The following is a 12,973-nucleotide window of genomic DNA, read 5'->3' as shown; positions in this document are numbered from 1 at the left end:
ACCGGCTGTGACGCTGGCGGATAAGGAATACCAGATGCTTCGTTCCGCAGCGCTGAATATTATCCAGGCGATGGGCATCGAGGGCGGCTGCAACTGCCAGTTTGCGCTGAATCCGGAGAGCTTTGAATATGCCGTTATCGAGGTAAACCCGCGTGTATCCCGTTCTTCCGCCCTTGCTTCGAAAGCAACCGGATATCCGATTGCCCGCGTGGCAACCAAGATTGCGATCGGTTATCATCTGGACGAGATCCCGAACGAGGTAACCGGCGAGACGATGGCATGCTTCGAGCCGGCCCTTGACTATGTAACGGTTAAATTCCCGAAATGGCCATTTGATAAATTCGTTTACGGACGCCGGAAGCTGGGTACCCAGATGAAGGCAACCGGCGAGGTTATGGCGATCGGCCGCAACTTTGAGCAGGCGCTCATGAAGGCAGTCCGCGGCGCGGAGATCTCCCAGAACAGCCTGAACATGAATAAACTGGCGCCGATGAGTGTGGAAGAGCTGAGAGAAAAAATTCTGGCGCAGGATGACGAGCGTCTGTTTGCAATCTATGAGAGCTTCAAGCGCGGCGTGACCGTTGCCGAGATTCATGAGCTGACCAAGATCGACGAGTGGTTCTTAAATAAACTGATGCATATCCTGTCCCTGGAACGCCGGATGCAGTCTGAGACTCTGAGCGATGCGCTTTATATGGAAGCCAAACAGAACGGATTCCCGGATGCAGTCATCAAGGAGATGACCGGGCTTTCGGAAATCAAGCATGTTCCGGCATGCTACCGCATGGTTGATACCTGCAGCGCTGAGTTTACGGCAAGTACCCCTTACTTCTACAGCACCTTCGGCGAGGAAGATGAGGCAGAAGAATTTATTAAAGAGAATGCAAGCGGAAAACCGGTTGTTATGGTATTTGGTTCCGGTCCGATCCGTATCGGTCAGGGTATCGAGTTCGATTTCGCCTCTGTTCACTGCGTATGGTCGTTAAAGAGAGCCGGTTATGAGGTTGTCATCGTAAATAACAACCCGGAGACCGTTTCCACCGACTTCAACGTAGCAGATCGTCTGTATTTTGAGCCGCTGACACCGGAGGATGTGCTGGATATCATCCGGATCGAGAAGCCGATCGGCGCAGTTGTAGCCTTTGGCGGACAGACAGCGATCCGTCTGACAAAATGCCTTGTAGAGAACAATATTCCGGTTCTCGGCACTCCGGCAGACAGCATCGATATGGCGGAGGATCGCGGACGTTTCGCAGCTCTGCTGAAAAAATTAAATATGAAACAGGCAGCGGGTCAGACCGTTTACACTGAGGATGAGGCAATCCAGGCGGCAAATCATCTGGGTTATCCGGTTCTGATGCGTCCGAGCTATGTATTAGGTGGACAAAACATGATTATCGCGTACAACGACGCCGATATTCATGAGTATATGAAGATTATTCTCTCACACAAGATTGAGAATGCGATCCTGATTGATAAATACCTGATGGGTACCGAGCTGGAGGTCGACGCGATCTGCGACGGCGAAACGGTTCTGATTCCGGGTATCATGGAGCACATCGAGCGTGCGGGCGTCCATTCCGGCGACTCCATCGCGGTATATCCGGCATTTATGCTGACCGAGAGCCAGAAAGACCGTCTGGTGGACTATTCCATCCGTCTGGCGCTGTCCATGAATACGAAAGGCCTGATCAATATCCAGTATGTCCTGCATGAGGATACGATCTATATCATCGAGGTCAACCCGCGTTCGTCCCGTACCGTGCCGTACATCAGCAAGGTAACCGGCGTGCCGATGGTTGATCTGGCAACCCGCATCATGATGGGCGAGAAGCTGGCTGACATGGGCTACGAGACAGGCCTGTATCCGTGCTCTCCGTACTACGCAGTCAAGGTTCCGGTCTTCTCCTTTGAGAAGCTGTCCAACGTAGATACACAGCTCGGACCGGAAATGAAATCGACCGGCGAGGTACTGGGTATCGCCCGGACGATGGAGGAAGCGCTGTTCAAAGGCCTGGTAGCGGCCGGATATACGATGAAGCGCGAGGGCGGCGTCTTAATCAGTGTCCGCGATACCGATAAGAGCGACCTGCGCGAACTGGTCAAAGAGTACGTGGCGATGGGATTCCACATCTACGCGACCTCCGGTACTGCAAGCCGGTTAAACAGCGTCGGCATTTCTTCAACGTTAGTCAAGAAGCCGAAGGAAGCCAAAGAGGGCGAGAAGACGACCATTTCCCTGCTGGAAGAAGGAAAGATCAGCTATGTAATTTCCACTTCCAAGACGGGACGCCAGCCGGGACGCGACAGTGTCCGCCTGAGAAGAAAGGCAGTCGAGCTTGGTATTCCGTGCCTGACATCGCTTGATACCGCGGCTGTCCTGGCGCTGACACTGGAAAGCCAGTACAACGAGGACAACGTTGAACTGGTAGATATCGCGCACATTGCACATGGTGCAGCGGCTAGAAAAGAGCTGAGCCAGATGGAAAAACCGGAAGAAATCCAGATTCCGGGTTATGTTCTTCAGGAGCATGAGAACGACTAAAAAGAACGATGGTCTGCATGGATTCTGCGTTTTGAGGGTTGCGGAATCCATGCAGGCTGAAATCTTTTGTGAAGGCAAAATCTGACAGAATCATATATGACGGAAAAAGTGGATTAATTTCAAAGAAAGGAAGAGGAGGAAAAGCAGATGGCAAAATTTATTTTTGTGACAGGCGGTGTTGTATCGGGATTGGGGAAAGGTATTACAGCAGCGTCTCTGGGACGTCTTTTGAAGGCACGGGGATTTAAGGTAGCAGCGCAGAAGCTGGATCCGTATATCAACGTCGATCCGGGAACCATGAGCCCGTATCAGCACGGCGAAGTATTCGTAACAAACGACGGTGCGGAGACGGATCTGGATCTGGGACATTATGAGCGTTTTATTGATGAAGATTTAAACCGTTATTCTAATCTGACGACCGGTAAGGTCTACTGGAATGTGTTAAATAAAGAGCGCCGCGGCGAATATCTGGGCGAGACGGTACAGGTAATTCCACATATCACAAATGAGATAAAATCATTTATCTATTCCGTGCAGGAAAAGACCGATGCGGACATCGTTATCACAGAGATCGGCGGAACGACCGGCGATATTGAGTCACAGCCGTTCCTGGAAGCCATCCGCCAGGTGTCCTGCGAGGCGGGACGCAGCAACTGCCTCTTCATCCATGTAACCCTGATTCCGTATCTGGAATCTTCCGGCGAGCATAAATCCAAACCGACCCAGCATTCAGTCAAACAGCTGCAGTCCTTCGGCATCATGCCGGATATCATCGTGGCGCGCTGTGACCGTCCGGTGGACGATCCGTCCATTTTCCGCAAGATCGCACTGTTCTGCAACGTCAAAGAGGACTGCGTCATCGAGAACCTGACCCTTCCGGTTCTCTACGAGGCGCCGATCATGCTGGAGGAAGCAGGACTTGCCAAGATCGTGCTTCGCGAGCTGGGCATCGAGAAAGCGCCGCAGGAGTGCGATCTGACGGAGTGGAAACATATGCTGGACCGCATCAAGAACAGCAGCAAGACGGTCAAGATTTCCCTGGTCGGCAAGTACGTCAAACTGCACGACTCCTATCTGTCGATCGTAGAATCCCTGCACCATGCCGGATGGGAAAATGGCGCGCAGGTGGAGATCAACTGGGTGGATAGCGAGACGATCACCCCGGAGACGGCACCGGAAATTTTGGGCGATTCAACCGGTATCATCGTGCCGGGCGGCTTCGGCATCCGAGGCATCGAGGGCATGATTGCGGCAGCTGATTATGCGAGAAGAAACAATATCCCGTACTTTGGCATCTGCCTTGGTATGCAGATCGCGGCGATCGCATTTGCCAGAGGTGTGTTAGGTTATGAGGATGCGAACTCAACCGAGTTTGCGCCGGACAGCAAGCATCCGGTCATTGCCCTGATGGAAGAGCAGATGGATCTGGCTGACATGGGCGGAACGATGCGTCTGGGTGCATATCCGTGCCGCATCAGTCCGGATACGCTGATGATGAAAGCGTATGGAAAAGGCCTGATCGAAGAGAGACATCGCCATCGTTATGAATTTAACAACAAGTTCCGGGAAGTTTATATGGAGCATGGCGCTATCTTTTCCGGACAGTCTCCGGACGGTACGCTGGTAGAGGCGATGGAGATTCCGGGACATCCGTTCTATCTGGGAGTTCAGTACCATCCGGAGTTCAAGAGCCGCCCGAACCGCGCACATCCGATCTTCCGGGAGTTTGTGAAAGCGGCTCTGGAGGTAAAGGAAAAAAATTCTTAAAATATGGAGAAAATAAAGTATGAAGATCAACGAAAACTATAAAAATCTGGAAGAAAGCTATCTGTTTTCCACCATCGCTAAAAAAGTAGATGAGTACACCAAAGCCCATCCAGAGGCAAAAGTAATCAAAATGGGTATCGGTGACGTAACCCTTCCGATCTGCCAGAAAGCAGCTGACGCATTTGCAAAAGCAGCTATGGAGCAGGGCAAGGCGGCTACGTTCCATGGATATGGTCCGGAGCAGGGATATGATTTTCTGCGCGTAGCAGTTCAGAAGTATTATGCGTCCTTCAAGGTTGAGGTGGCGGCGGAGGATATATTCATCAGCGACGGCGCGAAGAGTGATGTCGGAAATATCCTCGATCTCTTTGATGCGGACAACACGGTCCTGATCCCGGATCCGGTATACCCGGTTTACATGGATACGAACGTGATGGCAGGCAGAAAGATCGTATTTATGGATGCCAATGTGGAAAATGGCTTTCTTCCGATGCCTCCGAAGGGACAGAAAGCGGATATTATTTATCTCTGCTCCCCGAACAACCCGACTGGCGGTGTGTACAACCGTGAGCAGTTAAAAGAGTGGGTTGACTATGCGAACGAGCAGGATGCGATTCTTTTATTTGATGCGGCGTATGAGTCCTTCGTAGCAGATCCGGCGCTTCCGAGAAGTATTTTTGAGATTGAGGGCGCCAAGACCTGCGCGATCGAGTTCTGCTCCCTTTCGAAGCTGGCAAGCTTTACCGGAACCCGCTGTGGCTATACCGTGGTTCCGTCTGAATTAGAGCGCGGTGGTTCTTCCATCCGCAAGATGTGGCTGCGCCGCCAGACAACCAAGTTTAACGGCGTTTCCTACCCGGTACAGCGCGCCGCAGAGGCAGCTCTTTCACCGGAGGGCATGGCACAGTGCCGCGAGCACCTGGACGTATACCGCACCAATGCGAAGATCATGACAGAGACCTTAAAAGAGCTTGGCATCTGGCACATCGGCGGCGAAAATTCACCGTACATCTGGATGCAGTGCCCGAACGGCATGAAATCCTGGGAGTTTTTCGACGATCTGCTTGCCAAGGCAAATGTGGTCGGCACACCGGGCAGCGGATTTGGTAAGAATGGAGAAGGATTCTTCCGTCTGACTGCATTTGGTACGACTGCGAATACAAAAGAGGCAATGGAGCGGATCAAGAAGGTTTACGGAAAATAAATAGCTCTATTTTATAAATGAGGGGGCTGGTGCATCTGGGGCATTGTTATCCTATGCACCGTCCCCTTTTTGCTGCAGCAGGGAGGTGAGGACCATGGTGACCTTAAACGATTATCTGTATTCCGGCGATACGATGTTTAAGATTTTAAAGAATTACAGCCGGGATTTGAAAGCGGAGGCAAAACAGACAAACAATGAGATAGACCTGATACATGCAAATTTCCTGATTCAGATCCGGGAACTTTTGGAACACAATGATTTCCTGACGACCCAGTCACAGAAGATCCGGGAATTTTATATTCATATGGCAAAGGAATATCCGCTTCTGGCATTTAACTTTAAGGGAAGAATCAAGTCGCTGATCCGCTCGGAGGCGAAATTTAATGGATATATCGTCGAGTATATCTATGATTGTTACACGGAACATAAGACATTTCCGTCAATCTTCGATTTGAAGCAGAGATTGAGCTGTTTCCGCGACCTGATCGCGTACCGGATCGTGATTTCACTGCCGAAGTGTTACCTGAAACCGGGGGAATCGCAGCAGGAGGCAGATATCCGGTACCTCTACCAGATTGCGAATGAACTTCCGGGATTTCTGGAGGAACGCGGGTTTACGGCGGAACCGGCTTACGGGGTGAAGGAGAGTACCTCCCCGTTGATGGATGAGGAGGTAAGGCCGTACTACCGTGATTATGTCTGCGGAAATAGTTCGGATGATTACCAGTCTCTGCATATTACGTTTTACGATAATTGTTCCAGAAGCTACGTGGAGGTACAGCTTCGCACGAAGCACATGGACGATATCGCGGAGATCGGCGTGGCCAATCATTTAAGCTACGAAAAGCGCCAGGAGGGCGAGCGGAAAGCGCCAGGAGGGCGAGCGGGCCAGGCGGGATGAGATACCGGAAGGTGCATGTATTTATTTTGATGAGGCATATGAACGCTGCCAGCGCCTGGTATCGCTCAATTTAGCTGAAGTGGATGTCAATATGTTTACGGCAATCAACAACGACCTTGTCAATGACGGCTGCGGGCTGTACCGGGGGCGGCTGATTCTACCATATGAGCATTTGTCGAGGCATCAGAATGAGCTGGTGGATTGAGGTAGTTCACGGGCAGGCATGAATCCGGTTGCGAATAGTTGACGAAACGAGAAGATTCATATATAGTTGCCTGTAAAGGAAAAATGACCGAAAATGATAGGGAGGAACCAGTTTATGGACCATACATCCTGCCGCCTGCGTCTGGCCGCTATCGCCGATGCACCTGCGATATTGGAAATTTATGCACAATATATGGACACGCCGATCACGTTTGAGACGGAGCTGCCGTCCCTGGAGGAATTTGAGGGGCGCATCCGGGCGATCACGGCAGAATATCCGTGGATTGTCTGCGAGGATGAAACGGGCAGAATCATTGGCTATGCATATGGGCATAAGCAGCTTGAGCGCGCGGCGTACCGTTGGAATGCGGAACTTTCTGAATATCTGGACAGTCGGGTGACGTCGAAGGGCATCGGCAAACGGATGCTTCTGGTGCTTTTAGAGCTTTTAAAGGCACAGGGCGTCCACACAGTCTACAGTCTGGTGACAAGCCCGAATGTGAAGAGCGATGCGATGCATAACGGATGCGGATTCCGGACGATGGGCGTGTGCAAAAATACCGGCTATAAGAGCGGAAAATGGCACGATGTTACCTGGTATGAGAAAGCGCTGCTGCCATATGAGGACGTACCGGCGGAGATGATTCCGATTGGGGAGATGGAGAAGGAGACGGTGGATATGATTTTGGCGTCTTTTTGAACAGAGACATAAAACAAATCTGCATAAAATAAACAGGGCGTGTGAAAAAGGAATTTTCCATTTTCACACACCCTCATCCGTTCTCTTTTATTCACCAGCGCCGTAATGCGCTGTCCATTCATTCACTCAGATTAGTTGAAGTATCTCTTTAACAGACCCTCAAATGCCTTGCCATGTCTAGCCTCGTCACGAGCCATCTCATGAACGGTGTCATGGATTGCATCCAGGTTAGCAGCTTTCGCACGTTTTGCAAGGTCAAATTTGCCTTCGGTTGCGCCGTGCTCAGCCTCTACACGCATCTCCAGGTTCTTCTTGGTGGAATCAGTTACAACCTCGCCGAGAAGCTCTGCAAACTTAGCAGCGTGCTCAGCCTCTTCGTGAGCTGCCTTCTCCCAGTACAGACCGATCTCCGGATAGCCCTCTCTGTGAGCTACACGTGCCATCGCCAGGTACATACCAACTTCTCTGCACTCGCCTTCATAGTTAGCTCTTAAATCTTCGAGAATATCCTCGCTGACACCCTGTGCCACACCAACTACGTGCTCAGCCGCCCAGGTCATCTCGCCGGACTGCTCTTTGAACTTGGAAGCCGGAGCGCCGCATACTGGACATTTCTCCGGAGCAGCCTCACCCTCGTATACGTAACCACATACTGTACAGACAAATTTCTTCATAGTCAATTCTCCTTTTCTAAAATAAATTTTTAATTTCGTGTTTTATAGAAACAATAAATAGATAGTAAAGTTGCTTGCAACCATTCTGTTTCATAGGAGCTTTTAAAACGAAATCGTTTATTTGGCTTAAATGAAATCAGTAATGATTACTGATATTAAGATATCATAGATTCCTGCGTTTGTCAATGGAAAAATAGAAATAATTCTTATTTTTTTCATTTTTATCGATAACCCGGATATTCTCAGAACTTTTTCGCTGGTGATGTATTCATACCCGGTCAGCGCCTTTCCCCTTTCAGACACTCATCGCATATCCCATAGAAAAACACGGTATGGTCGTCGATCGTTCCCAGCACAAATTCTTTGGCGGCTGTCTCCAGCTCCTTGGTTGCTTCCATCGGAATATCCATGACCCGTCCGCACTGGCGGCAGACGTAGTGGTAATGTGGGGATGTATCATAATCGAAATGATCCGTGCCGTCGCCGCAGGACAGCTTCCGGATCTCGCCCAACTCAACCAGCAGGTTTAAATTGCGGTAAACGGTTCCAAGGCTGATATTCGGAAACTGTTCCCGGATGCTGGTGTAAAGGGCGTCGGCGGTCGGATGATCCTTCCGGCTCATCAGGCAGGCTTTGATCGATTCGCGCTGACGGCTGTATTTTAAGGTTTTCATAGGCGACACTCCAATCTTTCTAAATAATATTAATAATGATTATTATTTATATTATGCGTCCTGGCGCGATGAAAGTCAATCTTTTTTCAAGGATTTCCGTGAGAAATTTTAGAATCAAATTTCAACATCACTGATGCATAAAAGATCCCGTCCTCATACCGGAAATCCGCCACGCCCTGATACCGTTCCGCGATCGAACGGATGGAGGCGGTTCCCGTGCCGAGCCCGTCATGTTTGGTCGAGCGGAACCGTCCATTTTCCTCGATCGGCGGATGGCAGCAGGTATTGTCAACGGCGATCACGATGTGACTGGCATCCTCCTGGGCGCAGATGCGGATAAACGGCGCGCTGTCCGTACATTCCCGACAGGCATCGAGGGCATTTTCCAGAAGATTGCCGAAGATCGAGCAGAGCTCCGGCTCACGCAGCGGGAGAGATGGCGGAAGCTGGATGCGGACCGAAAAATCGACCGATGCCTTGCGCGCCTCCTCGCCGTAATAGCTGATAACCGTGTTGACCGCATAATTTTCACACCAGGTCCGCGCGGTGTCCGGCGGAAGCGTCATGCGGTATTGTTCGATATAGGCTTTCAGATCCTCCGTTTTCCCACTCTGCAGGTAATGCTCGATGAGATTTAAGTGCTGGCGCAGGTCGTGGCGCGCCTCCCGTACCTCTTCGATGTGGCGGGAAAGCTGCTGATACTGTGTGTACTGCATCGCCAGGAGCGTGTCCTGCTGCGCCGCGCGTTCTTCCAGCTGCGCCTGCTGGCGGACTGCATTGAGCGCTTCCAAAAGGACATAGTAAATGAGAATTGTCATGGCAAAGAGCCAGAGCCGCGTGAGGATAAAACGGAACTTGCGGACGGTATCAATGTTTAAATCAAAGTTATATGCGCAGATAATCAGGGTACATGAAAATGGAATAAACCAGACTTTCTGCCAGAATGCGGAGCTGTCTACCTGAAAAACGCGTTCCGTAGCATTTTTCATAAATTTGAGTCCGAGCGGGAGCGTCAGAAGCAGAAGAATCGAGATGAGCAGCAGGCTTTCATCACGGAGTGAATAATAGGTAATGCTGGGATCGTAAAATAGACGGCTTTCCAGAAAGAAACAGATGCCGCGGACCGTGACAAAATAATTCAGGATGAAGTCTCCCAGAAACAGAAGTTTCCAGAAATTAGCCTTCACACATAAAAAATAGATCGCCAGGGAAACGAGGGTAAATACCGTGTCGGTGACGCGGGTCGGTTTACCGTGGCTGATCAGGTAGGTATACAGGGAGGACTGGAGCAGCTGACCGATAAAAATGAACAGAATCAGGATTTTGATCGGAAATCGCAGCTGCTTTTTAAATGGCAGAATCGATAAAATAAAAAAAGGAATGGCATAGACTGTTTCACAGAGAAATGCCTTGCCAAACACAGACCAGTTCATAGAGTACCTCCCTTCCGCAATGTGTCAAATAAGTAGGTTGCAAATGCTTCTTTTGTCTCTTTTTTCTTCCGGCGGCTACAGAAAAAGCAGCTGCCGTTTTTCAGATGGACAGAACCGTCCTCGTCCACCGAGGCAACCTGTGAAAAATTGATAAGCAGCCCGCGTCCGCTCATGTAAAAACGTCTGCCCTTCGGGAGCAGTGCCATCAGCTCCGAAAAAGAAATCCGTGTGGCGGTGTCACCGGAACTGGTGTGGATGATCAGCCGGTGGTTCTGCGTCTCCGCATACAGAAAATCATCAAGCAGAATCCGCTGCGTGGATGACTGTCCCCGTCCGAGCGCCGCCTGAATTTCGATGTAGGCAGGCGCGGCAAGAAATGTCCGGATCTCATCGAGACACCAGGCAAGCGCCTTTTCCTCAACCGGTTTTAAGAGATAATCAAGCGGATGGGCACGGTAACCCTGCAGCGAATAATCGCGTTCCGATGTGGTGAAAACGATCGGGAGACGTTCTGCGCTCTTGTGAAGCTCCAGCGCCGTGTCAATGCCATTGCGCCCGTTCCGGTCCAGCATAATATCCATAAAAACCGCATTAAAAAGTCCCGGACGGAACGCTTCCAGAAACGCCTCGCCGCTCTCGTAGCAGTCAAAGTGCGCCGTTTCCCCATGCTTCTCCAAGTTCTCCTGTATCAAATGAATCAGATGATTCTGATCTATCTTCAAATCTTCAACAATCGCAAAATGCATCAAAGCTCAACTGCCTCCTTTATTCAAAACCGTGACCATTTAGGTCGAGGTTTGACCGTTTGCGTCGATGTGGTTTTCATTAAATTGCTCATTTGGTATGTTTATAGTATAAAAGTTATGACCCGAAATGTAAATGAAAATCCGTTACTGGGCACGTATGCGTGAACAATAACGGTGTGTGAAAAGTAACAAATCAAAAAAGGCAGGTGGAATATGGTACGGGTAGTGATATATGGAGAAAAACCGGCCGACATTGAAGGTCTGGAAAAAATGCTGTGTGAAATTTTGACTGAAAACCGCAGATGGCCGATGATTCACACGTATATCAGCGATCTGGACGCATATCTGCACTTTGTAAAGGGGAATCCCTACCTCATTATGCTGGCGTCCGTGCAGGGCAGACAGGGAGTGGAAATCGTAGAAAAAATCCGGGAAAATAACCCGGCGGCATCCTTAATCTGGCTTTCCGGCCGGGACAATGCCCTTGAATCCTGGCGGCTCCATGTGACCGCATTCGGGGTATTTCCGACGAAAAAAGAAGAATTAGAAGAACTTCTGGCGGCGTGCAGCGAAAGCCTGCTGGATCGGAAGAAAAAGTATTTTGTTCAAGTGGGAAACAGACTGAAATAGAAAAATTCGTTCAGAATAGATGGAGGGAAAACAGCATGAAAAAGAAATATAAGCGTGCCCTGGCAGCGGCGCTGGCGGCGGTAATGATATGGAATACATGTGACTGGCACCCGCAGGCGCTGGCAGGCAGTTCGGTGCAGTATATCGAGGAAGTGAAGGAGCTTTCGGATGAAATCCTGCATCAGGAGGTTCCGTATGGAACGAAATATAAGGATCTGGAGCTGCCGGACAAGCTGAAAGTGCGGGTTTTGGCGGAAGAAGCACCGGATGAAGAAGACAGTGCAGAAGATAAAGATGGTGCGGAAAAGATTGCTACGCCGTCGGAGCTTCAAAGCGGAGACGGTGAAGTGGAAACAGAAAAAAGGTCTCAGACGCTTTCTTCATCTGAAACAGATGGTACAGTTCGGAAAGCGTCCCCATCTGAGGTAGATGTTATAGAAAAATCGGAAATAGGGGAGGATGACACTGAGCAGAAAGCATCCCCATCCGATGCGGACGGGACGAAAACCGATAAAAACTGGAAGGAAGTCAAGGTCCGCTGGGTGCTGGATGAGACATTCAGTGAGAAAGATACATACGATGGAAAAACACCGGGTATCTATGTGTTTGATGCGGAATTGAAAAGCAGCCGCTATGAACTGGATACCGGCTTTTTGCCGCGCATCGAGGTGACGGTGCTTCCGGAGGAAAAAGGTCCGGCGATCATCGGATTTTCGGAGTTAGATGAGGCGGTTGCGGTGCAGAAGCTGCCTCTTGGCGCGAAAGAAAGCGATATCGTTCTGCCGGATACACTGGAGGTTGAGCTGGAAGAGGCGGATGAAACGCTGGCGGAAGACAGCCAGAACGTGCATCTGGTGGAAGCAGTAGATAAGGACACAGAGAAAGATACAGAGGCGGAAACGGCAGTCTGGCAGATCTCCGGCATAACCTGGAAACTGGACGAAGAGCAGAGTGACCTTTCGGAGTTTCACGGCGGCATTTCCGAAAAAGACTATTTCGAGGAATTTGACGAAAACGGCGAGCCGGTCGAGACTTCGACGAAGACCTGGGCGGGCTATGCTGAGGAGAACCAGGAATATAATGGCCGTGTGTATGTGTATAGCGCGGTATTGCCGGAGGAACTAGGCAAATTTGAAGTGGCGGATACGGCTGACCTGCCGGAGATTTATGTGATGGTAGGGGACGCGGGCATGGCGCTGCTGTCAGATGTACCGTATAATTTGAACGAAAATTATCTGGTGATTAATGAAAAAAATGTGGATTGGTTTAATGGAAAGACGATCACTGGTACCTATCATCCGACGAAGAGATTATCGGAAGGCCGGAAAATCGAAGGTGGTATTGTAATTGATGATGTTACAGTAAATTTGACAATTGAAGATGTAAATGTTGGCTATGGCACTGATATTATAGATGATGCAGCCGGAATTCTTCTGAAAGGAAAGGCAAAATTAAATTTAACAGTAAAAGGGGAAAATTCATTAAAGGGTACATA

General features: G+C 50.0%; 12 protein-coding genes. 8 read left to right on the top strand and 4 right to left on the bottom strand.

Features of this window, described 5'->3' with window-relative positions; genetic code table 11:
- The 6 genes from carB to QVO97_RS03430 all read left to right on the top strand — a co-directional run.
- The coding region (gene carB / locus QVO97_RS03450; protein WP_288188794.1) for a carbamoyl-phosphate synthase large subunit at positions 1 to 2,545 on the top strand (2,545 nt) is incomplete at its 5' end.
- A 147-nt stretch (positions 2,546 to 2,692) separates the two neighbouring features.
- Entirely contained in the window at positions 2,693 to 4,312 is a 1,620-nt protein-coding gene (locus QVO97_RS03445) for a CTP synthase (protein WP_022359005.1), read from the top strand.
- A gap of 19 nt (positions 4,313 to 4,331) precedes the next feature.
- Positions 4,332 to 5,516: an LL-diaminopimelate aminotransferase gene (locus QVO97_RS03440; protein ID WP_022359004.1), complete on the top strand. Its 1,185-nt coding sequence runs from the start codon at positions 4,332 to 4,334 to the stop codon at positions 5,514 to 5,516.
- A 94-nt stretch (positions 5,517 to 5,610) separates the two neighbouring features.
- Positions 5,611 to 6,417: a guanosine polyphosphate pyrophosphohydrolase/synthetase gene (locus QVO97_RS03435; RefSeq protein ID WP_022359003.1), complete on the top strand. Its 807-nt coding sequence runs from the start codon at positions 5,611 to 5,613 to the stop codon at positions 6,415 to 6,417.
- Positions 6,418 to 6,496: 79 nt separating this feature from the next.
- Positions 6,497 to 6,622, top strand: a complete 126-nt coding sequence (locus tag QVO97_RS12690) for a hypothetical protein (RefSeq protein ID WP_369678376.1) — start codon at positions 6,497 to 6,499, stop codon at positions 6,620 to 6,622.
- A 114-nt stretch (positions 6,623 to 6,736) separates the two neighbouring features.
- Complete coding sequence (locus tag QVO97_RS03430; RefSeq protein WP_022359002.1) at positions 6,737 to 7,321, top strand: GNAT family N-acetyltransferase; 585 nt, start codon at positions 6,737 to 6,739, stop codon at positions 7,319 to 7,321.
- 131 nt (positions 7,322 to 7,452) lie between these two features.
- Here the strand turns inward: QVO97_RS03430 and QVO97_RS03425 are convergent, their stop codons facing one another.
- The 4 genes from QVO97_RS03425 to QVO97_RS03410 all read right to left on the bottom strand — a co-directional run bounded on the left by QVO97_RS03425 (position 7,453) and on the right by QVO97_RS03410 (position 10,848).
- Positions 7,453 to 7,995 carry an NADH peroxidase gene (locus QVO97_RS03425; RefSeq protein ID WP_022359001.1) on the bottom strand — a complete coding sequence of 181 codons (543 nt, stop codon included), beginning with the start codon at positions 7,993 to 7,995 and terminating at the stop codon, positions 7,453 to 7,455.
- A 278-nt stretch (positions 7,996 to 8,273) separates the two neighbouring features.
- Entirely contained in the window at positions 8,274 to 8,669 is a 396-nt protein-coding gene (locus QVO97_RS03420; RefSeq protein ID WP_022359000.1) for a Fur family transcriptional regulator, read from the bottom strand.
- Positions 8,670 to 8,755: 86 nt separating this feature from the next.
- Complete coding sequence (locus tag QVO97_RS03415) at positions 8,756 to 10,102, bottom strand: ATP-binding protein (protein ID WP_022358999.1); 1,347 nt, start codon at positions 10,100 to 10,102, stop codon at positions 8,756 to 8,758.
- Positions 10,099 to 10,848 (bottom strand): LytR/AlgR family response regulator transcription factor, encoded by a 750-nt coding sequence (locus QVO97_RS03410; protein WP_288188789.1) that lies wholly within the window; start codon positions 10,846 to 10,848, stop codon positions 10,099 to 10,101. Before QVO97_RS03410 ends, QVO97_RS03415 begins: the two co-directional genes overlap by 4 nt.
- A gap of 213 nt (positions 10,849 to 11,061) precedes the next feature.
- Between QVO97_RS03410 and QVO97_RS03405 the strand changes: the two genes are divergently transcribed.
- Together QVO97_RS03405 and QVO97_RS03400 are read left to right on the top strand one after the other, a co-directional pair.
- Entirely contained in the window at positions 11,062 to 11,478 is a 417-nt protein-coding gene (locus tag QVO97_RS03405; protein WP_022358997.1) for a hypothetical protein, read from the top strand.
- Between the two features lie 35 nt (positions 11,479 to 11,513).
- Positions 11,514 to 12,973: hypothetical protein (locus tag QVO97_RS03400; protein ID WP_288188788.1), on the top strand; the 1,460-nt coding region annotated here is incomplete at its 3' end.

The sequence above is a fragment of the Clostridium sp. CAG:43 genome (assembly GCF_000434655.1).
Classification (GTDB): domain Bacteria; phylum Bacillota; class Clostridia; order Lachnospirales; family Lachnospiraceae; genus Otoolea; species Otoolea fessa.
The sequence above is the reverse complement of the archived record's forward strand: the minus strand, read 5'-3'. Positions and strand labels throughout refer to the sequence as shown.